Source organism: uncultured Brevundimonas sp. (assembly GCF_963977465.1).
Lineage (GTDB): Bacteria > Pseudomonadota > Alphaproteobacteria > Caulobacterales > Caulobacteraceae > Brevundimonas.
Window position 1 is genome coordinate 580,180 of record NZ_CAXBOQ010000001.1, and the last position, 22,860, is coordinate 603,039.

23 protein-coding genes are annotated in these 22,860 nt (G+C 65.9%); 1 reads left to right on the forward strand and 22 read right to left on the reverse strand.

Annotated elements, in window-relative coordinates; translation table 11 throughout:
* Positions 1–5: 5 nt before the first annotated feature.
* Positions 6–3,449, reverse strand: coding sequence for a DNA polymerase III subunit alpha (dnaE, locus tag AAC067_RS03060; protein ID WP_339929778.1), 3,444 nt, complete (start codon positions 3,447–3,449; stop codon positions 6–8).
* Positions 3,450–3,877: 428 nt separating this feature from the next.
* Here dnaE and AAC067_RS03065 point away from each other — a divergent pair, with 428 nt between their 5' ends.
* The gene (locus tag AAC067_RS03065) at positions 3,878–3,994 is read left to right on the forward strand and encodes a hypothetical protein (protein WP_339929407.1); all 117 of its coding nucleotides are present in this window, start codon (positions 3,878–3,880) and stop codon (positions 3,992–3,994) included.
* Between the two features lie 27 nt (positions 3,995–4,021).
* Here AAC067_RS03065 and AAC067_RS03070 read toward each other — a convergent pair whose 3' ends face one another.
* The 21 genes from AAC067_RS03070 to AAC067_RS03170 form a co-directional block, all read right to left on the reverse strand.
* Positions 4,022–4,429, reverse strand: coding sequence for a hypothetical protein (locus AAC067_RS03070; RefSeq protein WP_339929409.1), 408 nt, complete (start codon positions 4,427–4,429; stop codon positions 4,022–4,024).
* 39 nt (positions 4,430–4,468) lie between these two features.
* On the reverse strand, positions 4,469–5,197 hold the full coding sequence (locus tag AAC067_RS03075; protein WP_339929780.1) for an ABC transporter ATP-binding protein: 729 nt from the start codon (positions 5,195–5,197) through the stop codon (positions 4,469–4,471).
* A gap of 7 nt (positions 5,198–5,204) precedes the next feature.
* Complete coding sequence (locus AAC067_RS03080) at positions 5,205–6,509, reverse strand: lipoprotein-releasing ABC transporter permease subunit (protein ID WP_339929411.1); 1,305 nt, start codon at positions 6,507–6,509, stop codon at positions 5,205–5,207.
* Entirely contained in the window at positions 6,506–7,822 is a 1,317-nt protein-coding gene (gene proS, locus AAC067_RS03085) for a proline--tRNA ligase (protein WP_339929413.1), read from the reverse strand. Before proS ends, AAC067_RS03080 begins: the two co-directional genes overlap by 4 nt.
* Positions 7,823–7,894: 72 nt before the next feature.
* Complete coding sequence (locus tag AAC067_RS03090) at positions 7,895–8,158, reverse strand: DUF1467 family protein (RefSeq protein ID WP_339929415.1); 264 nt, start codon at positions 8,156–8,158, stop codon at positions 7,895–7,897.
* Positions 8,159–8,160: 2 nt separating this feature from the next.
* Positions 8,161–8,583: a methylmalonyl-CoA epimerase gene (gene mce, locus AAC067_RS03095; protein ID WP_339929417.1), complete on the reverse strand. Its 423-nt coding sequence runs from the start codon at positions 8,581–8,583 to the stop codon at positions 8,161–8,163.
* 8 nt (positions 8,584–8,591) lie between these two features.
* Complete coding sequence (locus AAC067_RS03100; protein WP_339929419.1) at positions 8,592–8,930, reverse strand: DUF3088 family protein; 339 nt, start codon at positions 8,928–8,930, stop codon at positions 8,592–8,594.
* Between the two features lie 19 nt (positions 8,931–8,949).
* Positions 8,950–9,375 carry a hypothetical protein gene (locus tag AAC067_RS03105; RefSeq protein WP_339929421.1) on the reverse strand — a complete coding sequence of 142 codons (426 nt, stop codon included), beginning with the start codon at positions 9,373–9,375 and terminating at the stop codon, positions 8,950–8,952.
* Between the two features lie 11 nt (positions 9,376–9,386).
* The gene (locus AAC067_RS03110; protein WP_339929423.1) at positions 9,387–11,060 is read right to left on the reverse strand and encodes a ribonuclease J; all 1,674 of its coding nucleotides are present in this window, start codon (positions 11,058–11,060) and stop codon (positions 9,387–9,389) included.
* Entirely contained in the window at positions 11,057–11,839 is a 783-nt protein-coding gene (locus tag AAC067_RS03115; protein WP_339929782.1) for a type III pantothenate kinase, read from the reverse strand. Before AAC067_RS03115 ends, AAC067_RS03110 begins: the two co-directional genes overlap by 4 nt.
* Positions 11,836–12,585: a biotin--[acetyl-CoA-carboxylase] ligase gene (locus AAC067_RS03120; protein ID WP_339929425.1), complete on the reverse strand. Its 750-nt coding sequence runs from the start codon at positions 12,583–12,585 to the stop codon at positions 11,836–11,838. Before AAC067_RS03120 ends, AAC067_RS03115 begins: the two co-directional genes overlap by 4 nt.
* Positions 12,586–12,589: 4 nt before the next feature.
* A complete protein-coding gene (gene nuoN, locus AAC067_RS03125) occupies positions 12,590–14,035 on the reverse strand; it encodes an NADH-quinone oxidoreductase subunit NuoN (RefSeq protein ID WP_339929427.1) in 1,446 nt (481 codons plus the stop codon).
* Positions 14,036–14,042: 7 nt separating this feature from the next.
* Positions 14,043–15,521 (reverse strand): NADH-quinone oxidoreductase subunit M, encoded by a 1,479-nt coding sequence (locus AAC067_RS03130; RefSeq protein ID WP_339929784.1) that lies wholly within the window; start codon positions 15,519–15,521, stop codon positions 14,043–14,045.
* A gap of 18 nt (positions 15,522–15,539) precedes the next feature.
* Positions 15,540–17,624, reverse strand: a complete 2,085-nt coding sequence (nuoL, locus tag AAC067_RS03135) for an NADH-quinone oxidoreductase subunit L (RefSeq protein WP_339929429.1) — start codon at positions 17,622–17,624, stop codon at positions 15,540–15,542.
* A 7-nt stretch (positions 17,625–17,631) separates the two neighbouring features.
* On the reverse strand, positions 17,632–17,940 hold the full coding sequence (nuoK, locus tag AAC067_RS03140; RefSeq protein WP_339929431.1) for an NADH-quinone oxidoreductase subunit NuoK: 309 nt from the start codon (positions 17,938–17,940) through the stop codon (positions 17,632–17,634).
* Positions 17,940–18,566: an NADH-quinone oxidoreductase subunit J gene (locus tag AAC067_RS03145; protein ID WP_339929433.1), complete on the reverse strand. Its 627-nt coding sequence runs from the start codon at positions 18,564–18,566 to the stop codon at positions 17,940–17,942. Before AAC067_RS03145 ends, nuoK begins: the two co-directional genes overlap by 1 nt.
* A gap of 63 nt (positions 18,567–18,629) precedes the next feature.
* Positions 18,630–19,121, reverse strand: a complete 492-nt coding sequence (nuoI, locus tag AAC067_RS03150; RefSeq protein WP_339929434.1) for an NADH-quinone oxidoreductase subunit NuoI — start codon at positions 19,119–19,121, stop codon at positions 18,630–18,632.
* Positions 19,121–19,339, reverse strand: coding sequence for a hypothetical protein (locus AAC067_RS03155; protein WP_339929436.1), 219 nt, complete (start codon positions 19,337–19,339; stop codon positions 19,121–19,123). Before AAC067_RS03155 ends, nuoI begins: the two co-directional genes overlap by 1 nt.
* Positions 19,336–20,412: an NADH-quinone oxidoreductase subunit NuoH gene (gene nuoH, locus AAC067_RS03160; RefSeq protein WP_339929438.1), complete on the reverse strand. Its 1,077-nt coding sequence runs from the start codon at positions 20,410–20,412 to the stop codon at positions 19,336–19,338. The genes AAC067_RS03155 and nuoH overlap by 4 nt, the downstream gene beginning before the upstream one ends.
* Before the next feature lie 3 nt (positions 20,413–20,415).
* The gene (gene nuoG, locus AAC067_RS03165; protein ID WP_339929440.1) at positions 20,416–22,461 is read right to left on the reverse strand and encodes an NADH-quinone oxidoreductase subunit NuoG; all 2,046 of its coding nucleotides are present in this window, start codon (positions 22,459–22,461) and stop codon (positions 20,416–20,418) included.
* Positions 22,461–22,853, reverse strand: a complete 393-nt coding sequence (locus AAC067_RS03170) for a hypothetical protein (protein ID WP_339929442.1) — start codon at positions 22,851–22,853, stop codon at positions 22,461–22,463. The genes nuoG and AAC067_RS03170 overlap by 1 nt, the downstream gene beginning before the upstream one ends.
* Positions 22,854–22,860 lie beyond the last annotated feature (7 nt).

Consider the following 22,860-nt stretch of genomic DNA (forward strand, 5'->3'; position numbering starts at 1 on the left):
TCGCCTCAGGCGTCTTCCAGCATCAGCACGCCGGGGGCCGATTTCAGCGCCCCGCGCAGGGCTCCGTCCAGCCGGTAGCGGCCGGGCAGTTTGACCTCGACCTCGCGCCGGCCGTCCAGCGAGGCGACCAGCGAGACCTCGCCCCCCTTGCCCGGTGAACTGGCCCGGTCCAGTCGCGCCTTCAGCGCCGCCGGGTCGGTGCCGCGCGACGAGACATGGATGCGCAGGCCAATCGTATTGTCGTCCAGCAGGGTGTCGAGCCGCGTGGCGTCGTCGCCGAAGTAGCGCACCTCGCCATCAGCGCATTTGGCCCGCACCCGCACCAGCACCGAGGCCCCGACCTCCAGCACCTCACGGCATTTGCGCAGCTGTTCCGGTGGGAACAGGCACTCGAACTCCCCGGTCGGATCCGAGAAGGTGACGAAGGCGAATTTCTCGCCCGACCGCTGGCTGGCGCGTTCCTGACGGCGGCGCACCACCCCGGCCATCATGAAGGCCTCATGGCCACTCTCGGCCAACTGCGCCGCCTCGGCCACGAAGGTGACGCGCTTGCGCTTCAGCGCCGGGGTCATGTCTTCCAGCGGGTGGCCGGACAGGTAGAAGCCGACCGCCGCCAGTTCCTGATCCAGCTTTTCGGGTCCGACCCAGGGTTCGCGCGTCTTCAGTCGCGGCCGACCGGCACCGACCTGATCGCCGCCGAACAGATTGACCTGGGCCGAGGCCCGTTCGGCCGCCACGCTCTGGCAATAGGCCATTAGCACATCGGCCTGGTCGAACAGCTGACCACGGTTGGGGTGGATGCTGTCGAAGGCCCCGGCCTTGGCCAGCCCCTCCAGCGCCCGCTTGTTGACCGCACGCGGATCGACCCGCTCCAGAAAGTCAAAGATGTCGGTGAACGGACCGCCGGTCTCCCGCACCTCGACCACATGTTTCATGGCCTCCAGCCCGACGTTGCGGATGGCCCCCAGCGCATAGAGGACCGCCCCGGTTTCCTCCTCATAGGCCACGTCGAAATCGGCCGAGGAGCGGTTCACATCGGGGGCCAGAACCGGCACCTCGAATTTGCGCGCGTCCTGATAGAAGACCGCCAGCTTGTCGGTGTTCGACAGGTCCAGGCTCATCGAGGCGGCGAAGAACTCGACCGGGTGGTTGGCCTTCAACCAGCCGGTTTGATAGCTGATCATCGCATAGGCGGCGGCGTGTGACTTGTTGAAGCCGTAGCCGGCGAATTTGGCCACCAGTTCGAAGATGAAGTCGGCCTGGGCCTCGGGCACGTCCTTCTCGGCCGCCCCCTTGAGGAAGCGGGCCTTCTGGAAGTCCATCTCCTCCTTCTTCTTCTTGCCCATGGCCCGGCGCAGCAGGTCGGCCTCGCCCAGGCTGTAGCCGGCCAGGATCTGGGCGATCTGCATCACCTGTTCCTGGTAGATGATGACCCCGTAGGTCTCCTGCAGGATGCCGGCCAGCGACGGGTGCAGGGTATCGACCTCGGCCCGACCGAATTTCCGGTCGATATAGACGTCGATGTTCTCCATCGGCCCGGGCCGGTAGAGCGAGATCAGGGCGGTGATCTCCTCGATCGCGCCACAGCGCATCTTGCGCAGGGTGTCGCGCATGCCCTGGGATTCCAGCTGGAACACCCCGACCGTCTGGCCCGAGGCCATCAGCTCATAGGTGCGCACGTCGTCCAGCGGCAGCAGGTTGAAGTCGCGGTCGGCCCCGCGCCGCTTCAGATAGCCCGAGGCCCGGTCCAGCACAGTCAGGGTCTTCAGCCCGAGGAAGTCGAACTTCACCAGACCGGCGGGCTCGACCCATTTCATGTTGAACTGGGTCGCCGGAATGTCCGAGCGCGGGTCCTGGTACAGCGGCGTCAGCTCGACCAGCGGCCGGTCGCCGATGACGATGCCGGCGGCGTGGGTCGAGGCGTTGCGGTACAGCCCCTCCAGCTCCAGCGCCGTCTCCAGCAATGTGGCCACGGCCTTGTCGTCGTCGCGCGCCTCGCGCAGGCGCGGCTCCAGCGCGATAGCCTGAGCCAGAGTCACCGGATTGGCGGGATTGGCCGGGATCATCTTGGCCAGACGGTCGACCTGGCCGAGCGGCATCTGCAGCACCCGGCCGACGTCGCGCAGCACCGCGCGCGCCTGCAGGGTGCCGAAGGTGATGATCTGGGCCACCCGGTCGCGGCCATAACGCTGCTGGACGTATTCGATCACCTCTTCCCGCCGCTCCTGGCAGAAGTCGATGTCGAAGTCGGGCATGGAGACCCGCTCGGGATTGAGGAAACGCTCGAACAGCAGGCCGAACCGCAGCGGATCCAGATCGGTGATGGTCAGCACCCAGGCGACGAGCGACCCGGCCCCGGAGCCCCGCCCCGGCCCCACTGGGATCCCGTGCGACTTGGCCCATTTGATGAAGTCCGACACGATCAGGAAATAGCCGGGGAAGCCCATCTGCTGGATGATGGACACCTCCCACTCCAGCCGGGTCCAGTAGTCCTCTTCCGGGAAGGCCGGGGTCACGGTCTTCAGCCGTGCCTTCAGCCCCTCGCGCGCCTGGTACGCCAGCTCATCGGCCTCGGTCCGACCGTCGCCGGTGTCGAAACTGGGCAGGATCGGGGCCCGGGTCTGCACCATGAAGGCGCAGCGACGGGCAATATCGATGGTGTTGTCGCAGGCCTCGGGCAGGTCCGCGAACAGGGTGCGCATGTCGGCCGCGCCCTTGAACCAGTGCTGACCCGTGACACGCCGCCGGTCGTCCTGACCGGTGAAGGCCCCGTCGGCGATACACATCAGGGCGTCGTGCGACTTGGCCTGTTCGGCCTTGGCGTAATGAACGTCATTGGTGGCGACCAGCGGCACTTCCGCCTTGTAGGCCCAGTCGACCAGTCCGCGCTCGGCCGCGCCCTCGCTGGGCAGGCCGTGGCGTTGCAGCTCGACATAGAAGCGGTCGCCGAACGCCGCCTGCATCTCGGCCAGGGCAGCCTCGGCCTCGGCTCCCTTGCCCTGCACGAACAGCGGATCGACCGGTCCGTCCGGCCCGCCCGACAGCAGGATCAGCCCCTCGGCCCTGTCCGCCACCATCGCCCACGACACACCCGGCTCGGGCAGTTCCGCCGACTCGAGGAAGGCCGCCGACGACAGGGCGCACAGGTTCAGCCAGCCCTGTTCGTTCTGGCAGATCAACACCACGGTCGGGCATTTGGCCCAGCGGTCGCTGATCTTGCCGCCGATGCCCAGTACCGGCAGGGCACAGGCGATCAGCGGTTGCACTCCGGCGTCACGCGCCGCCTGGCTGAATTCCAGCGCCCCGAACAGATTGGCCCGGTCGGCCACGGCCACCGCCGGCATGCCGTGATCGGCCGCCATCGGCCCGACCTTGTTGGCCTTGATCGCGCCTTCCAGCAGCGAATAGGCCGACCGCACGCGCAGATGGACAAAGCCGTCGGTGCCCAAGGGGGCGTCAGGGACTACCGGATCGGCCAAATCACACTCCGCTCATCCCCGCGACGACGGAGACACCTTGCCGTGGTCGCCGATGCGACCGAAGCGACTATGCAGGGATTCTGGCCGTCACCCGCGCCCGAGTGATGAATTCCGGCCCCCGCCTGTGCGGGAACCGGCCATCCGGGGCTCAGGCGACCAGCAGGGCCGCATGCCAGACCATCCAGACAAAGCCGCCGCATGATGCAAGCGACAGCATATCCCGAACCCAACGCGCCATGGTCTTATCCCCTGAATGATGTGTTCCCGGTATGTTCTATGTTCTCTTTGTGTTCACGTCAACTCCGGGCAAAATGTCCGCCCCCGACACCGCGAATGCTGTATCCTGACGACTGACGTCCCTCCCCGCCCTTCCGGCGGGCGGCGTCCGGAGAGCGGTCATGGCCAAGGGTCAAGTGCGCAGCAACAAGGAAACCCGCAAACCCAAGGCGGAGAAGCCCAAGCCGGCGGTGGCCGCCGGGACCTCGCCCTTCACCACCCCGCCCGGCAAGAAATAGGGTCCTGACCTGCGGCCGGAGCGGCGGTCAGCCCGTCGTCCGGCCCGCACAGGCGGCCGCCGCCTCGGTGTCCCCGGCTGCCTGATACAGGTCGCAGGCTGCGTTCCAGCGCTCGGCGGCCTCGGGGCTGCGGCGCAGCTCATCCAGCGCCAGAGCGGCCAGTTTCAGCACCACGGCCAGGTCCAGCGGGTCACTGTCGTCGTGGGCCCGATACAGGGCGGCGGCCTGGTCGGCATGGGCCAGGGCGGCCTCGGGCCGGCGCGCGCCCAGATCGATCTCGGCCAGATGGCGCAGGCCCAGCGCCTGCAGCGCGTGCGCCCCCGCTTCCCGGCTGAGAGCCGTGGCCCGGGCATAGGCATTGCGGGCCTCGACCATCCGGCCATCGGCCCGGGCCTGTCGCCCCGCCGCCAACTGGCTCTCGATCGCCTCGGTCATGTCAGGTCCTGCGGCCGGGGCACCCCGGCCCGTGGCGGCTTAATAGGCGTGGCTCTCGGCCGGGCGCTCTTCCAGATGGCCGTCCTTCAGGGCGAAGACCCGGTCCATATGGCCGGCCAGCTCCATATTGTGGGTGGCGATCAGGGCCGCGACCCCGGTCTCACGCACCATCACCCGCAGCGCCTCGAACACCGCCTGGCTGGTAGCCGGATCAAGGTTGCCGGTCGGCTCATCGGCCAGCAGCAGGCGCGGCCGGTTGGCCAGGGCCCGGGCCAGGGCCACGCGCTGGCGTTCCCCGCCGGACAGCTGCCCCGGCTGATGGGTAATCCGCTCGGCCAGCCCCAGGGCTGTCAGCGCCACCTCGGCCCGGTTACGCGCCTCGGTCAGTGAATAGCCGGCGATGCGCATCGGCAGGGCGACGTTGTCGCGGGCGTCGAACTCGGCCAGCAGATGGTGGAACTGATAGACGAAGCCGATCCGCGACAGGCGCAGACGGGTCCGGGCCCCCTCGGCCAAATCACCGACGTCCTCGCCATCGATCAGAATATGGCCGCCCGTCGGCCGCTCCAGCAGGCCGGCGGCATGCAGCAGCGACGACTTGCCCGAGCCCGACGGCCCGATCAGGCCGACGATCTCGCCGGGCATGACGTCCAGATTGACCCCCTTCAGCACCGTCAGCCCGCCACCGGCGGTGTCATAGGTGCGGGTCACGTCGCGAATCGACAGCACGGGTGTGGCGTCCGCCTGTGGATGGAGCTGTGGAGCGATCTGTGGACTATTCAAAACGCAGGGCCTCCACCGGATCCAGCTTGGCCGCCTGCCAGGACGGAAGCAGCGAGGCGACACAGGACATGGACAGCGACCAGATCGCGACCCAGAACACGTCGACCGGATCGACCAGGGCGGGGATGGCGTCCAGCATATAGACCTCCTGGTTGAACAGGGAGACACCCAGCAGGCCCTCCAGGAAATGCTGGATCGAACCGATGTTCAGACAGAACAGCAGGCCCAGCACCAGACCGCTTACGGTGCCGGCGATGCCGATGGCGGCCCCGGCCAGGAAGAAGACCCGCATCATCGAGGCCTGACTGGCCCCGACCGTGCGCAGAATGGCGATGTCGCGCGTCTTGTTCTTCACCAGCATGACGATGCCGGAAATGATGTTGAGGGCAGCGATGGCCACCACCAGACCCAGGATGATGCTCATGGCCACCCGCTCGACCTTCAGCGCGCCCCAGAAGGCGGCCAGTCGATCACGCCAGTCGCTGACGAGCGACCCCGGCCCCGCCGCCTGCCGCACCGGCTCCAGATAGTTGGCGACATTGTCGGGATCGGCGACCTTCATCTCGATCACATCCCAGAGCCCCTCCTTGCCGAAGAAGAGCTGGGCCTGTTCCAGCGGCATGAACACGAACAGCCGGTCGAAATCGGCGGTGCCGGAACTGAACACCCCGCCAACGGTATAGGTCTTCTCCAGTCCGCCCAGATTGCCGAAGGCCGAACTGGCCCCGTCCGGCGAATACAGGGTGACCGGATCGCCGACCCTGATACCCAGCGAGTCGGCCAGCGCCTTGCCGATCAGCACCCGGTCGCCGCCCCATTCCCCCTGACCGAAGCCGGCACGCGCTTCCGGCGTCAGGCTCTTGAACACATAGGCCATGGAATCCAGGTCTTCGGCGCGCACGCCCCGCACCATGGCCCCCGTGGTCTGACCGGCCGCGCGCAGCAGGCTCTGGGACTCGGTCAGCGGGGTCACACTGACCACGCCCGGAAGGTCTTTCAGCCGCGCCACGGCGGCGTCGCGCTCGGGCGACACCAGCACCTGCCCCTGGACGTACATATGGCCGTTGAACGACAGCATGCGGCTCAGCAGCTCGCTGCGGAAGCCGGCCATGATGCTCATCACCGTAATCAAGGCCAGCACCGCCAGGGTGATGGCGACGTAGCTGATGATGGCGATCAGGGCGATGCCGCCGTCCTTGCGACGGGCCCGCAGATAGCGAAGGGCCAGACCGATCTCCCACGAGGAGAAAGGCCCGGCAGGCTTGGGCGACTTCGCCGCCGGGATCGTGTCCGTCATCGGGCGATCAGCTCCATCGCATCGGCCAGCGGCAGGGACTGTTTCTCGCCGGTGGCCCGGCGCTTCAGTTCGACCACGCCCTCGGCCACGCCCTTGGGTCCGATGGTCAACTGCCACGGAATACCGATTAGGTCAGCGGTGGCGAATTTGCCGCCCGGGCGTTCGTCGGTGTCGTCGTACAGCACGTCCTTGCCGAAGGCTTCCAGCTGGGCCACGGCCTCTTCGCAGGCAGCGGACACCGCCGCGTCGCTGGCGCGCAGATTGATCACGACCACGTCGAACGGCGCCACGGCGTCGGGCCAGATGATGCCGCCGGCGTCGTGGCTGGCCTCGATGATGGCCCCCATCAGACGCGACACACCGACGCCGTAGCTGCCCATGTGCACCGGCCGATCGACGCCGTCCGGACCCTGGACCGAGGCCTTCATCGGGGCGGAATATTTGGTGCCGAAATAGAAGATGTGGCCGACCTCGATGCCGCGCGCGGTCAGGCGGTCCGCCTCGGGCGTCTCGCTCTCGAACCGGGCGGCGTCGTGCATTTCCTCGGTCGCCGCATACAGGGCCGTGCGCTGGTCGACGGTGGCCTGCAGGTCGTTCCAGTCGACGTCGGGTCCGGGGACCGGCATCTCGACCAGTTTGCGGTCACAGAAGACCTGGCTTTCGCCGGTCTCGGCCAGCACGATGAACTCGTGGCTCAGATCGCCGCCGATCGGACCGGTATCCGCGCGCATCGGCACCGCCTTCAGACCCAGCCGGGCGAAGGTGTTCAGATAGGCCACGAACATGCGGTTGTAGGATTTGCGCGACGCGGCCTCGTCGATGTCGAAGGAATAGGCGTCCTTCATCAGGAATTCGCGACCGCGCATCACCCCGAACCGGGGGCGGCGCTCATCGCGGAATTTCCACTGGATGTGAAACAGGTTCAGCGGCAGCGACTTGTAGGATTTGACGTAGGCCCGGAAGATGTCGGTGACCATCTCCTCATTGGTGGGGCCGTACAGCAGCTCCCGCTCGTGGCGATCGGTGATGCGCAGCATCTCCGGCCCATAGGCGTCATAGCGCCCCGACTCGCGCCAAAGGTCGGCCAGTTGCAAGGTCGGCATCAGCAGCTCGACCGCCCCGGCCCGCTCCTGTTCCTCGCGCACGATCTGCTCGATCTTCTTCAGCACCCGTAGGCCCAGCGGCAGCCAGGCGTAGATCCCGGCCGCTTCCTGTCGCACCAGTCCCGCCCGCAGCATCAGCTGGTGCGAGATGATCTGCGCCTCGGACGGCGTGTCTTTCAGCGTGGGCAGGAAATAGCGCGAAAGGCGCATGGGCAAATATCCGGCAATGGGTCAGTTGACCTGTGCTTTAGCCGGGTCAGCAGGGCAAAAGCTAGGCGTGCCTCAGACTGTCGGTGGTGCCAGGTCCGGCAACGGCATCCAGCCGATCCAGACCAGCAGCATGACGGCGGCCCAAACGATCAGCGAAACCCACGTCGTCGTCAGGAATTTGCGCTTCAGATTCGGATTGTCGGGCGCGCCCCACTGGGCCCCGTCGGTCGGCGGGGCATGCCTTTCCTTCGAGGTGCCCAGCGGCAGGACGGCGAACAGAACCACCCACCAGATCACCACATAGACGGCGAACATTGTCATCGGACCAATCGGCATGATCAGTGCGCCTCCTTCGGCGTTTCCATCAGTTCGACGAGCATACCACCCATGTCGCGGGGGTGAACGAAGATGATCGGTGTGCCATGTGCGCCGATGCGCGGCTCGCCGGTACCGAGGATGGTCGCCCCTTTGGCGCGCAGGGCGTCACGGGCGGCGATGATGTCCTCGACCTCGAAACAGATGTGATGCTGGCCGCCGCGCGGGTTCTTGGCCAGGAAGCCATGGATCGGCGAGTCCTCACCCAGCGGTTCGATCAGCTCGATCTGGGCATTGGGCAGGTCGACGAAACAGACCCTCACCCCCTGGGACGGCAGATCAAAGGGAGTGCCGATGGCCGTCACGCCCAGCATGTCGCGGTACAGGGCGATACTGTCGGGAATGGACGGGGTCGCGACCCCGACGTGATTCAGCTTGCCGATCATGACCGTCCTCAGGGATGGGGCAGACCCACGCCGTAGCGGGCCGCCAGATAGGGCAGGATGGCCTCGTCCTGCAGAAAGCGCTGTCCGGTCGCCGCGCTGGTTTCGGCGTCCGGCCAGTCGAGCTCACCGTCCAGCACCAGCAGCGGACAGCTCTGGTGCGCCTCGCCCACCAGATCGATGACCGGCGGGCGCGGACGCGGATGATCCAGATATCGGATATCTAACTGTTCGCGCAGGGCCGGATAGAAGCCCAGCACCCCCTCGACGACCGAACCGGCCGGGCAGAACCACGGCCCGCCCTGGTCGTCGTGCCAGCCCGGATTGATCAGGAACAGCCGGTCGGTCATGCAGATTCCAAATCCATTCTCATAGCCAAGCACCGGTTACCATCATACCCGAGAGCAGGGCCGCAAGAAGGGCGAACCATCCGTTGATGAGCGCCAGTATGGCGGTCGCCAGCCTCGCTGGAGCTGCTTTTACGACCGCCATTGAACTCAACACCAAGGTAGCGACGAGCTCGCCGAGAACCAATCCGTTCAAAAGGCCATCCATACCGTGACTGTAGGAAGAGCCCGGTTCTGCCCAGTGCCAGCCTGCCCAAACGCCAAGCAACAGCCAAGGCAGCGGCATGGCCGCCATCCAGACCATAGACTGCCGCGACGGACCACGCTGAATGATCCAGACAACAATCGCCACCACTCCCAGAGCGACGGCGCCGCTAATCCAAAGATTGAATGTTCCCTGGAAGAAGATGAACAGGGGAGCGTTCAGAGCACTCTTCAGTTCGCTCACGCTATCGTCTCCTACAGGCGCAGCACGATGGTCTCGACGATCGGTCGGCGATCCCAGATCTGCTGGCTGGCCTTTTTCAGTACGCGGGCCACAGCCTGTTCGACAGCGTCGTCATCGTCGCGGGCCTGGGGCTTGAGCCCGTTGACCACCTGTTCGACCCGTTCGGCCAGGCCATCGAGGGCGTCGCCCAGCGGACGTTCGTCACCGCTGGGCAGGCCTATGGCCCGCATGTCGATATCGCTGACGATCTTGCCGCCGGCATCGAGCGCGAAGGACACTACCAGAATGCCGTTGGTCGAGGCGTGGCGGCGCTCGCGCAGGGCCTCGCCCTGTTCGGTCACCAGCATCCCGCCGTCGACATAGAGGCGGCCGGACGGCACCTCGTCAATGATTGACGCAGGCCCGGGGGCCAGTCGCACCATGTCGCCGTTGCGCGGGGTCACCTGTTCCTTGATGCCCAGATCGCGGGCCAGGTTGGCGTGTTCCATCAGGTGGCGGCGCATGCCGTGGGTCGGCACCGAAATCTGCGGCCGGGCCCAGGCGTACATCTGCTTCAGCTCGTCGCGGCACGGATGACCCGAGACGTGGATGCCGGGATGGTCCTTCTCGGTGTAGAGGCGCACGCCCTTGTCGGCGAGCTTGTCCTGCAGGCGGCCGATCGACAGTTCGTTGCCGGGGATGACGCGCGACGAGAAGATGCAGTGATCGCCACGACCCAGACGGATCACCGGATGGGTGCCCTCGGCCACGCGCGACAGGGCCGCACGGCTCTCGCCCTGGCTGCCGGTGCACAGATACAGGATCTCGTCCTCGGGCCAGACGCGGGCTTCCTCGTCGGTCAGGAACGGCTTGATGTCGCTGAGCATGCCGACGTGTTTGGCGGCGGCAGTGATGCGGTGCATCGACCGGCCCGCCAACGAGACGCGGCGACCCGACGCTTCGGCGGCGCGGATGACGCTGTCCATGCGGGCGACGTTGGAGGCGAAACAGCCGACCGCGATCCGGCCCTTGAGGCCGCTGATCAGCTTGGTCATGGCCCGGGCGACACCGCCCTCGGACCCGGCCACGCCGTCGACGAACACATTGGTCGAGTCACAGACCATGGCCAGAACGCCCTCGTCGCCGAGCGCCGAGATGGCCCCGCCGTCGGTGACTTCGCCGACGACCGGTTCGTCATCGATCTTCCAGTCGCCGGTGTGGAACACCGTGCCCAGGGGGGTCTTGATGGCCAGGCCGTTCGGCTCGGCGATCGAATGGGTCATGGTGACCATGGTCACTTGGAACGGGCCCAGGTCGACGGTGCCGCCCAGCGGCACCTCGATCAGCTTGACCTGATCCAGAATGCCCGCCTCGCGCAGCTTGTCGCGGATCAGATAGGCGGTGAACGGCGTCGCATACAGCGGAGCCTTCATCCGGGCCCACAGCCAGCCGAGGGCCCCGATGTGGTCCTCGTGAGCGTGGGTCAGCACGATGCCGAGGATCTTCTCGCCCTCGAGGAAGGCGGGATCGGGCACGATCACATCGACGCCGGGCGTCGACAGGTCGCCGAAGGTCACGCCCACGTCGACCACCATCCACTGGCGATTGGACTCCGGCCCGTAGCCGTACAGATTGAGATTCATACCGATCTCGTTCGAGCCGCCGAGCGGCAGGAAAACGAGTTCGTCGTTGGTTTGTTTTTTCATGTGTCCGTCAAATGGGTATTGCGGCGCCAGATTTCGAGTAGGCCGCGTATGGTCAGGTCCTGATCGAACCGGTCGATGCTGTCTGTGGCCCCCTCGAACAGCGAGGCGACCCCGCCGGTGCCGACGACGGTCATGGGTTTTCCCCACTCCGCCTTGATGCGCGTGACCAGGCCTTCGATCAGGGCGACATAGCCCCAGAAGACGCCGGACTGCATATTGGAGACCGTATCCTTGCCGATAACACGTTCCGGGCGCTGGATGGCGATCCGCGGCAACATGGCCGCGGCCTCGTGCAGGGCCTGGAGCGAAAGGTTGATACCCGGGGCGATCAGACCACCCTCGAAGGCCCCGTCGGCGGCGACCACGTCAAAGGTGGTCGCGGTCCCGCTGTCGATGACGATCAGGTCGCCCGGATAGGCCAGATGGGCTCCCAGCGCGTTGACCAGCCGGTCGGACCCCGCCTCGCTCGGCTTGGTGATGCGCACAGGAATGCCCGGCGCGACATTCTCGCCAACCACCAGCGGCTCGACCGACAGATAGCGGCGCGCCAGGTTGCGCAGGTTGAAAATCGACTGCGGCACGACGCTGGAAATGATGCAGCCGTTCAGAACCGCCAGCGTCAACCCGCGCATGTTCAGCAACTGGGTCAGCCAGACGGCGTATTCGTCCGCCGTGCGGCTGGCCTCGGTCGCGGTCCGCCACTGGGCGATCCAGTCGGTGCCGTCATGCACGGCGAACAATGTGTTGGTATTGCCCTGTTCGATCGCGAGCAGCATCAGACAGCCTCTCCAAAGAACACATCGCCGGCCGAGATCAGACGTAGGGTTCCGTCGGCAAGACGCAAACGCAAGGCCCCGTCGGGGTCAACGCCTTCGGCCCGACCGCTGACGGTCTCATGACCCAGTTGGGCGACGGCGGGACCGTCCAGCCCCGGGGCGCGGGCGGCCCAGGCGTCGAGGACCGGCTGGAAACCGAGGCTTTCCCAGCGCGCCATCCAGACGGCGAAGGTCTTGGCCAGAGTCGCCGCGGCGATTTCGGGGGTGGGCACGGCAGTCACATCGCCACGCAGATGATCGGCCAGGGCGGTCGCCGGCCGATCGGTACCGGACGGGGCTCGGGCCAGATTGACGCCGATGCCGACCGCCAGCCACAGGCTGCCGTTGGCATGCCCCCCCGACTCGATCAGGATTCCCGAGACCTTGTCTCCGGCCAGCAGGATGTCATTGGGCCATTTGATGCTGACCAGCGACGGCGGCACGAAGGCGTCAACCAGATCCGCCACGGCCAGGGCGGCGACGAAGGTCAGTTGCGCCGCCTCGGCCGGAGACCGATGCAGGGTGGTCAGCAGGGTGGCGGACAGATTGCCCGACGGATCGATCCATTCCCGCCCGCGGCGGCCGCGCCCGGCGGTCTGGCGGCGGGCCACGATCCACAGCGGCCCGCTCTCGCCGGCCTCGGCCAGACGGCGGGCTTCCGCATTGGTGGAGTCGGTTTCCTCGAGCAGCCGGACGGGAGCGGGCGTCACCGCCCTACCCGGCTCCGAAGCCCGAGGCGGCGGCGCGGGTCAGCGGCTCCAGCCAGATCAGGCCGACGATCACCAGCGGGAAGGAGAAGGCCGCGCAGGCCCAGCCGATCCACTGGGCCTCGACCGGAGCCTTGTCGGTCGGGGTCTCGTCCAGCGGGGCATCGAACCACATCAGCTTGATGATGCGCAGATAGTAGAAGGCGGCCACGACCGAGGCGACCAGACCGACGGCGGCGACCATCCAGTAGCCGGCCCCGGCAGCAGCGCCGAACACATAGTATTTGGCCCAGAAGCCCGAGAACGGCGGCATGCCCAGCACCGACAACGACAGGATCGTCAGGGCAATGGCCGTCAGCGGCCGGTCGCGCTTGAGCCCGGCCAGGTCGGCGATGCGTCGGATCGGCTTGCCGCCCCGTGACAGGCTCATCAGGATGGCAAAGAAACCCATCTGGTCGATGACATAAAGCGTCATGAACATCAGCATCGCCTGCAACCCCGCCTCGGTGCCGGCCGCGATGGCCAGCAGGGCGTAGCCGATGTTGGCGATCGAGGAATAGGCCAGCAGGCGCTGGAAATCCCTCTGGGCCAGACCGCCGAAGGCCCCGACCGCGAAGCTGATCAGCGAGATCAAAATGATCACCTGGGCCCACTGGTCGTGAGCGCCGCCGAAGCCTTCCGACAGGGCCCGGGCGATCAGCACCATGGCGGCCATCTTGGGGGCAGTGGCGAACAGGGCCACGACCGGGGTCGGCGCGCCCTCATAGACGTCGGGCGTCCACATGTGGAACGGCGCGGCCGAGACCTTGAAGGCCAGACCGCAGATCAGGAAGACCAGACCGAAAATCAGGCCGGTGCCGGCGTCGCCCGACGCGGCGACCACGGCGATGTCCTCAAACCGCATCGAGCCGGTAAAGCCGTAGATCAGGCTGGCCCCGTAAAGCAGCAGACCCGAGGACAGGGCTCCGAGGACGAAATATTTCAGGCCCGCTTCCGACGCCTTCAGGTCGTCACGATGAAAGGCGGCCAGCACATAGAGGGCCAGCGAGTGCAACTCGACCCCGACGTAGAGGGAGATCAGGTCGCCCGAGGACGCCATCATGCTCATGCCGACAGAGGCCAGCACGATCAGGACCGGATACTCGAAACGGGTGATCCGCGTCCGCTCCATCCAGCCGGTGCCGAGGACAATGGCCACGGCGCTGGACAGATAGATGACGATCTTGCCGTAGACCGCCAGCGGGTCGGCGACATAGGCACCATTGAAGGCCGCGCCCAGCGGACCCGTCGCGGCCACGGCCGAAGCCGCGACCAGCAGGGCCACGGAGAGCATGGAGACCAACCGCGTCGATTTCTCGCCGGCGAAGGCCCCGAGCATCAGCAGCACGAGGCCGCCGATGGCGAGCGTCAGCTCCGGAGCGGACAGATGAAGTGCAGGGATCAGATCAGGCATCAGGGTCTCACCCGCCGATCGCGGCGTGATAGGTGGTCGTCAGGGCCTCGACCGAGGCGGCGGTGTAGTCGAGCACGAGGCCCGGATGGACGCCGAGCCAGATCGTGCCGACGATCAGCGGCACGAAGATCATCAGCTCGCGGCGGTCGATGTCGGTGATGGCCTTCAGCGCCGGATTGATGATCTCGCCGAACATGACGTTGCGATACAGGGTCAGGGCATAGACCGCCGACAGGATCACACCCGAGGCGGCGATAAAGGCCACCCAGGTCGAGGCCTGGTAGACCCCGGTCAGGCTCAGGATCTCGCCGATGAAGCCCGAGGTGCCCGGCAGACCGACATTGGCCATGGTGAACATCAGGAAGATGGCGGCGAACCACGGCATCTTGCTGGTCAGGCCGCCGTAGAAGGCGATCTCGCGGGTGTGCATTCGGTCGTAAATGACACCGACGCACAGGAAGAGCGCGCTCGAGATCAGGCCGTGGCTCAGCATCTGGAACACCGCGCCCTGCATGCCGATAGCGTTGCCGGCGAAGATGCCCATGGTGACGAAGCCCATGTGGGCCACCGACGAATAGGCGATCAGCTTCTTCATGTCGGTCTGCCGGAAGGCGACCAGCGAGGTGTAGACGATGGCGATAGCCGACAGGGCGAACACCAGCGGCGCGAACATCTGTGACGCCAGCGGGAACATCGGCACGTTGAACAGGATGAAGCCGTACCCGCCCAGCTTCAGCAGGATGCCGGCCAGGATGACCGAGCCCGCCGTCGGGGCCTGGACGTGGGCGTCCGGCAACCAGGTGTGGACCGGCCACATCGGCATCTTGACCGCGAAGCTGGCAAAGAAGGCCAGCCACAAGATCGGCTGGGCCGCCGGGCTGAAGGCGAAGGTCTTGAGCTCGGGAATGCTGGTGGTGCCGGCCGTATAGGCCATCCACAGCATGGCAAGCAGCATCAGGACGGATCCCAGCAGGGTGTAGAGGAAGAATTTGTAGGCCGCATAGATGCGGTTGGCCCCGCCCCACACCCCGATGATGATGAACATCGGCACCAGGGTGCCTTCGAAGAAGATGTAGAACAGGAACAGGTCCAGCGCCGTGAACACCCCGGTGACCAGGGTCTGCAGCACCAGGAAGGCGACCATATAGTCGACCACCCGGTCGTTGATGGTCTTCCAGCTGGCAATGATGCAGATCGGCATCAGGAAGGCGGTCAGCAGCACAAACAGGATCGAAATACCGTCGACACCCAGATGATACTGGGCCCCGGCGAACCAGACATAGCGCTCGATGAACTGGTAACCGGCATTGGCCGGATCAAAGACCAGCACCAGCATGACCGCGACGGCCAGCGTCGCCAGGGTCGTGCCCAGGGCGATCCAGCGTGCGGCGGAGTCCGCACCGCTCTTCATGGCAAAACGGGCCAGCAGGATCAGTCCGGCCCCGATCAGGGGCAGGAAGGTGACGAGGCTCAGGATGTGAGGAATTTCAGCGGGCACTTGGGCTCAGGCTCCCCACGTATAGATGGCGAAGGCGAGGAAGCCGGCGAGGCCGAGCAGCATCACGAACGCATAGAAATAGACGTAGCCGCTCTGGAACCGCGACAGGCCGCCGGCGAATTTGCTGGACAGCCAGGCCATGCCGTTCGGTCCGCCGCCGTCGATGATCTTCACGTCGCCGACCTTCCAGAACAGGTCACCCAGGGCGCGCGCGCCCTTGACGAAGACGAAGTCGTACAGCTCGTCGAAATACCATTTGTTGTAGAGGAAGGCGTGCACCGCCCCGCCCCGGTCGGCCATGCGCCGGCCCATGCCTTCGTTGACGACATAGATCCAGTAAGCGGCGAAGGTCCCGATCAACGTCAGCACCAGCGGCGACCATTTCACCCAGGTCGGGACGCTGTGGCTGTCGTGCAGCACATGGTTGGCCGGGCTGGTGAACACCGCGCCGTTCCAGAACGTGGCCGCGTGATCGCCGATGAAATAGGGGGCGAAGACAAAGCCGGCGGCGATTGCGCCGACCGCGAGCAGCAACAGCGGCACCAGCATGACCCAGGGGCTCTCGTGCGGCTGCAGCGGTCCGTGGTGGCCATGGTCATCATGGGCGTGGGCGTCGTCGTCCAGCGGTTCGGAATGGGTTTCCAGCTGGGCGTGCGAGGCAGGGTCATCATGCGCGTGATCGTCGTGATGCGCGTCCATCCACACAGGCTTGTTGTGGAAGGTCATGAACACCAGACGCCAAGAATAGTAGGCCGTCAGACCGGCGGCGAGGATGCCAACGAAGAAGGCGAACAGTCCCATGGCCGAATGGCCGGTCGTGAACGATGCGAACGCGCTCTCGATGATCGAATCCTTGGAGTAGAAGCCGGCAAAGCCACCGATGCCTGGGATGCCCAGACCGGTGATGGAAATGGTGCCGATCATCATCACGGCATAGGTGACCGGCAGCAGCTTCCACAGCCCGCCCATCTTCCGCATGTCCTGTTCGTGGTGCATGCCGTTGATCACCGAGCCGGCCCCGAGGAACAGCAGCGCCTTGAAGAAGGCGTGGGTGAACAGGTGGAACATCGCGGCCTGATAGGCCCCGACGCCGGCGGCGAAGAACATGTAGCCGAGCTGCGAACAGGTCGAATAGGCGATGACCCGTTTGATGTCGTTCTGGGCCAGGCCGACCGTGGCGGCGAACAGAGCCGTGATCGCCCCGGTGACGGCGATGACCCCGGCCGCGATCGGCGCATATTCGTAGATCGGCGACAGCAGGCAGACCATGTAGACGCCGGCCGTGACCATGGTCGCCGCGTGGATCAGGGCCGAGACCGGGGTCGGGCCCTCCATCGCGTCCGGCAGCCAGGTATGCAGGAAGAACTGGGCCGACTTGCCCATCGCACCGATGAACAGCAGGATCCCGGCGAGGTCGAGCGCCGACCATTCATAGCCCAGGAATTCCCAGCCGGTACCGGCCTTGCCGGCGATCATCGGGAACAGTTCGGCGAACTGGATTGTGCCGAACATCCAGAATACCGTCATGATGCCGAGGACGAAGCCGAAGTCGCCGACGCGGTTGACCACAAAGGCCTTGATCGCGGCGGCGCTGGCCGTGGCCTTCTTGAACCAGAAGCCGATCAGCAGATAGGACGCCAGCCCCACCCCTTCCCAGCCGAAGAACAGCTGCATGAAGTCGGCGGCGGTGACCAGCGCCAGCATGGCGAAGGTGAACAGCGACAGATAGGCGAAGAACCGCGGCTTGTCGGGATCCTCGGCCATATAGCCCCAGGAATACAGGTGCACGAGCGACGACACCGAGGTCACCACCACCAGCATCACCGCCGACAGGGCGTCGATGCGGATCGACCAGGCCGACTGGAAGTCGCCGACGTTGATGAACGGGAACAGCTCCAGCGTGAAGGCTTCCAGCCCGCCCCAGGTGTGGGCGTAGAACACGGTCCAGGCCACGGCGCAGGAGAAGAACAACAGGCCCGTGGTCACGGTCTGGGACACGACGTCGCCGAGACGGCGGCCGAAGAATCCGACGATGGCCGCGCCCAGCAGGGGGGCGAAAACGCCGAGGGTGACGAGAAGCGGAAGGGTCACGGTCGGCTCAACCCTTCATCACGGAGGCGTCGTCCACGGCGATGTCGCCGCGGTTACGGAAGAAGGTCACCAGAATGGCCAGACCGACGGCGGCCTCGGCCGCGGCGACGGTCAGCACGAACATGGCCATGATCTGCCCGGAGATGTCGTTCAGATAGGCCGAGAAGGCGACGAAATTGATGTTCACGGCCAGCAGGATCAGCTCGATCGACATCAGGATGATGATGACGTTCTTGCGGTTCACGAAGATGCCGAACACACCGATGGTGAACAGCATGGCACCGACCGCCAGATAGTGCTGCAGGGTCACGTCCATCAGAGAAGCTCCTCGGGGGTCACGCCCGCGCCGGTCTCGACGCTCTTGACCTCCATGGCGGTCTTGCGATCACGCCCGACCTGGGTGTGGATGTCCTGGCGACGGACGCCCGGCTTGTGGCGCAGGGTCAGGACAATGGCCCCGATCATGGCGATCAGCAGCACGATCCCGGCGGCCTGGAAGATGTAGACGTAGTCGGTGTAGAGCACCCGGCCGATGGCCTCGATGTTGGACATTTCGGGGGTGGCCGCAGCCGGCGCGGTCGCACCCGCGGCAGCCCCGCCGTTCACCGTCACCAGGGCGATCATGATCATCTCGGCCAGCAGCACCCCGGCCACAATCGCGGCCAGCGGCAGATAGCGCGCATAGCCCTCGCGCAGGCGGACGAAATCGACGTCCAGCATCATCACGACGAACAGGAACAGCACCGCCACCGCGCCGACGTAGACGACGACCAGCAGCATCGCCAGGAACTCGGCCCCCAGCAGCACGAACAGGCCCGCCGACGAGAAGAAGGCCAGGATCAGCCACAGCACGGAGTGCACAGGGTTGCGCGCGGTGACGACCAGCAGGGCCGAAACCACGGCCACGGCCGCCAGAATGTAGAACGCTATGCCTTGCAGCATGGGTGGGACCGAGCCCCCTTCACAGTCTTGAGCCGCGATCCCGTTCGGAATCGCGCGCTCCGTTTATCGGTATGGTGCGTCGAGTTCCAGATTCTTCGCGATCTGCCGTTCCCAGCGGTCGCCGTTCGCGAGCAGACGCGCCTTGTCGTAGAGCAGCTCCTCGCGGGTCTCGGTGGTGAATTCGGAGTTCGGCCCCTCGACGATGGCGTCGACCGGGCAGGCTTCCTGACACAGGCCGCAATAGATGCATTTGACCATGTCGATGTCATAGCGGGTCGTGCGGCGGCTGCCGTCCGAGCGCGGCTCGGACTCGATGGTGATGGCCTGGGCCGGGCAGATGGCCTCGCACAGCTTGCAGGCGATGCAGCGTTCCTCGCCGTTGGCGTAGCGGCGCAGCACATGTTCGCCGCGAAACCGCGGCGACTGCGGATTGCGCTCGAACGGATAGTTCACCGTGGCCTTGGGCCGCGCCATGTATTTCAGCGACAGGCCGATCGCGCCGACGAGGTCGAGCAGCAGGGCACCCTTGGTGGCCTGGACAATGCGTTTGAACATCAGGGTCTGTCCCGGGGGATACTGTTGCACAGCTGATCGTGACGGGGATCTTCGGGCTTGGTGATGGCGCACAGTCGGTCGCGTTCGGCCTGCTGGCGGGCGATACGGTCCTGGCGTTCCTGCCACTGCTGCGGCGTGACCGGTTCGGGCTCATAGACCGGCACAGCACAGGCCGCGGTGCCGAGTACCAGCGACAGCAAAATCACGGTGCGGATCATGAGCCGACTCCGAACACCCGCCAGGCGGCGACCACGACCACGGCCACGACCGACGTCGGCAGGAACACCTTCCAGCCCAGGCGCATCAGCTGATCGTAGCGGTAGCGGGGCACGAAGGCCTTCACCAGGGCGATCATGAAGAACCAGAAGACGATCTTGGCGAAGAACACCAGGAACAGCAGGAAGTTGACCAGGAACGGCGGCCAGCCGGCGGTGAAGTCGATCGGGAAGCCCGGGTTCCAGCCGCCGAAGAACAGCAGGCTGATCATCGCGCACATGAAGACGATGTTGGCGTATTCGCCGATCATGAACAGCAGGTACGGCGTCGAGGAGTATTCAACCTGATAGCCGGCCACCAGTTCGGACTCGGCCTCGGGCAGGTCGAACGGCGGGCGGTTGGTCTCGGCCAGGGCCGAGACGAAGAAGATGATGGCCATCGGGAACATGACGATGACGGTCGGCCAGGTGGCCAGACCGCCGCCGAAGGCGAACCAGTTCCAGATCCAGCCCTCCTGCTGAATGACGATGTCGGACAGGTTCATCGTCCCGGCCAGCAGGATGACGTTGATGATCACCAGGCCGATCGAGACCTCGTACGACACCATCTGCGCCGCCGAACGCATCGCGCCCAGGAACGGGTATTTCGAGTTGGAGGCCCAGCCCCCCATGATGATGCCGTAGACGCCCAGCGAACTGATCGCGAGGACGTACAGGATGCCGACGTTGAGGTCGGAAATGACCCAGCCCGGCGCGAACGGGATCACCGCCCAGACGATGAAGGCCAGCACGAAGCTGATCAGCGGGGCCAGCAGAAAGACGATCTTGTCCGACCCGGCCGGGACGACGATTTCCTTCAGCACGAATTTGAAGAAGTCGGCGAACGACTGCAGCAGGCCGAACGGCCCCACCACGTTCGGTCCCTTGCGCATCTGAACGCTCGCCCAGATCTTGCGATCGGCCAGCAGCAGGAAGGCGAGGCTGATCAGGATCCCGACGGTGACCAGCAGGATGCCGCCCGCGGTGATCAGGGTCCAGCCCAGCGGCGTGGTCCAGAAGGTGTTTGCGGCTTCCATCGGTTACTCCGCCGCCATCGCGACCGGGGCGATCCGCAGGGCGGACAGTTCGGCCATGGTCGCGCTGGCCCGCACGATCGGATTGTTGAGATAGGGGTCGGTGACGCTCGAACCGAAGGCCACGTCGCCCAGGTCGCCCTTCTTGCCGAGAGACGCGACATCGAACGACGCCGACGGGGCCAGATAGTCGATCCGGCCGAAGCTCGGGTGGTCACGCATCAGCACGGTGCGCAGCTGGTCCAGGGTGTCGTACGGCAGGGTCTTGCCGACCCGTTCGGACAGGGCGCGCAGCACGGCCCAGTCTTCCTTGGCCTGGCCCTTGGGGAAGACGACCCGTTCGGCCATCTGCACCCGGCCCTCGGTATTGACGTACAGGCCGCCCTTTTCCGTATAGGCCGCGCCCGGCAGGATGACGTCGGCGCTATGCGCGCCCGCGTCGCCGTGGCTGCCGAGATAGACCTTAAAGGCCTTGGACTTCGAGGTGTCGATCTCGTCGGCCCCCAGCAGGAACAGCAGGTCCAGCCCGCTCTTGCCCGCCATCTGCGTCGCCGTCAGGCCGCCCTCGCCGGGCACGAAGCCCATGTCGAGGCCACCGACCCGCGCCGCCGCGTGATGCAGGACGTTGAAGCCGTTCCAGCCGTCGGTGACGACGCCGGTCTTCTTGGCCAATGCGCCCAGGGCATTGAGCACAGCCGCCCCGCCCTCGCCGCCCAGGGCCCCGCCGCCGACGATGATCGCCGGCCGCTCGGCCTTGTTGAGCAGGTCCAGCGCCGCCTTGGGTAGTTTCGACAGGGTCTTCGATCCTGCGCCCAACCAGTTGTAATCATAGGTCAGGTCGGCCTGTTCGCCGATCAGCATGATTTCGGACTGGCCGGCCAACCATGTCTTGCGCAGCCGGGTGTTCAGCAACGGGGCCTCAGTGCGAGGATTGACCCCGACCAGCAGCACGGCATCGGCGTTCTCGATTCCGGCCAGGCTGGAGTTGAACAGCCAGCCCCCGCGCGGTCCGATGCCCAGCGCCGAACCGTCCTGGCGACAGTCGGTGTTGGCCGAGCCGAGGGCGCGGAACAGGTCCAGCGCCGCCTTCATCGATTCCGCGTCCTGCAAGTCACCGGCGATGACGCCGATCTTGCCCGGCTTGGCCACCTTCAGCCGGGTGGCGACGGCCCCCAGGGCCTCGTCCCAGGTCGCGGCGCGCAGCTTGCCGTTCTCACGCACATACGGCTTGTCCAGACGCTGGCGCGTCAGGCCGTCGACGGCATAGCGGCTCTTGTCCGACAGCCACTCCTCGTTGATGCCCTCATGCACGCGCGGCAGCACGCGCATGACCTCGGCCCCGCGCGAGTCGGCACGGATGTTCGAACCCAGCGCGTCCATCACGTCGATGGTCTCGGTCTTCTTCAGTTCCCACGGGCGGTAGTGGAACTGCCACGGGCGGTGGGTCAGGGCCCCGACCGGGCACAGGTCATTGACGTTGCCCGACAGCTCCGAGGCCACCGACTTCTCGAGATAGGTGGTGATCTCGGCATCCTCGCCGCGGCTGATCATGCCGATGTCCGGCACGCCGGCCACCTCGGTGATGAAGCGGACGCAACGGGTGCAGTGGATGCAGCGGGTCATGAAGGTCTTGATGGTCGGGCCCATCGCCTTCTCTTCGACCGCGCGCTTGTTCTCGGCATAGCGCGACCCGTCGCGGCCATAGCCCATGGCCTGGTCCTGCAGGTCGCACTCGCCACCCTGGTCGCAGATCGGGCAGTCCAGCGGGTGGTTGATGAGCAGGAACTCCATCACCCCTTCGCGCGCCTTCTTGACCATCGGCGTGTCGGTGAAGATCTCCTGGCCCTCGGCGGCCGGCAGGGCGCAGCTGGCCTGCGGCTTCGGCGGGCCGGGCTTCACCTCGACCAGACACATGCGGCAGTTGCCGGCGATCGACAGCCGCTCGTGATAGCAGAAGCGCGGAATCTCCTCGCCCGCGCGCTCGGCGACCTGAAGCACGGTCATGCCGGCTTCAAACTCGACCTCTACACCGTTGACCTTGGCGACGGGCATCAGCGGGTCTCTTTCACAGCAAACACAGATCGGGCTTCCGCACCGCCGCTATTGGCGCGGCGCCTGCGGATCGTCTTGACGATGAGCAGCAGGCTCATGGCGGGGCCAGCCAGCAGGGCGATCGCCGCCAGCGCGTTCAGGACAATGGCGGGAACGATGGAACGGTCGATAGCGAGTTCAAGGAAGATTACGGGTACCAACAGCACGCCCATGACAGCGGGCATGAGCTGGGCCGCAATTGACCATGCCGCCATCCGGCGCAAGCCATCGCGAGCGCGCGCGAACATGATCCCCGCGAACACCAGACCGCCGAGATAGGCCCAGCTCAGCAGAATGCCGCCCAGTATCAGGAGCTGCACAGCGGCGAATGATGGCATGCCGGAGGTGTTCACTGTTCGC

Bases quoted from the DNA above. Each gene is read 5' to 3' on its own strand.
- AAC067_RS03065 (WP_339929407.1), top strand. From the start codon at position 3,878: ATGGCCAAGGGTCAAGTGCGCAGCAACAAGGAAACCCGCAAACCCAAG.
- AAC067_RS03070 (WP_339929409.1), bottom strand. From the start codon at position 4,429: ATGACCGAGGCGATCGAGAGCCAGTTGGCGGCGGGGCGACAGGCCCGG.
- AAC067_RS03080 (WP_339929411.1), bottom strand. From the start codon at position 6,509: ATGACGGACACGATCCCGGCGGCGAAGTCGCCCAAGCCTGCCGGGCCT.
- proS (WP_339929413.1), bottom strand. From the start codon at position 7,822: ATGCGCCTTTCGCGCTATTTCCTGCCCACGCTGAAAGACACGCCGTCC.
- AAC067_RS03090 (WP_339929415.1), bottom strand. From the start codon at position 8,158: ATGCCGATTGGTCCGATGACAATGTTCGCCGTCTATGTGGTGATCTGG.
- mce (WP_339929417.1), bottom strand. From the start codon at position 8,583: ATGATCGGCAAGCTGAATCACGTCGGGGTCGCGACCCCGTCCATTCCC.
- AAC067_RS03100 (WP_339929419.1), bottom strand. From the start codon at position 8,930: ATGACCGACCGGCTGTTCCTGATCAATCCGGGCTGGCACGACGACCAG.
- AAC067_RS03110 (WP_339929423.1), bottom strand. From the start codon at position 11,060: ATGAAAAAACAAACCAACGACGAACTCGTTTTCCTGCCGCTCGGCGGC.
- nuoN (WP_339929427.1), bottom strand. From the start codon at position 14,035: ATGCCTGATCTGATCCCTGCACTTCATCTGTCCGCTCCGGAGCTGACG.
- nuoK (WP_339929431.1), bottom strand. From the start codon at position 17,940: ATGGACGTGACCCTGCAGCACTATCTGGCGGTCGGTGCCATGCTGTTC.
- AAC067_RS03145 (WP_339929433.1), bottom strand. From the start codon at position 18,566: ATGCTGCAAGGCATAGCGTTCTACATTCTGGCGGCCGTGGCCGTGGTT.
- nuoI (WP_339929434.1), bottom strand. From the start codon at position 19,121: ATGTTCAAACGCATTGTCCAGGCCACCAAGGGTGCCCTGCTGCTCGAC.
- AAC067_RS03155 (WP_339929436.1), bottom strand. From the start codon at position 19,339: ATGATCCGCACCGTGATTTTGCTGTCGCTGGTACTCGGCACCGCGGCC.
- nuoH (WP_339929438.1), bottom strand. From the start codon at position 20,412: ATGGAAGCCGCAAACACCTTCTGGACCACGCCGCTGGGCTGGACCCTG.
- nuoG (WP_339929440.1), bottom strand. From the start codon at position 22,461: ATGCCCGTCGCCAAGGTCAACGGTGTAGAGGTCGAGTTTGAAGCCGGC.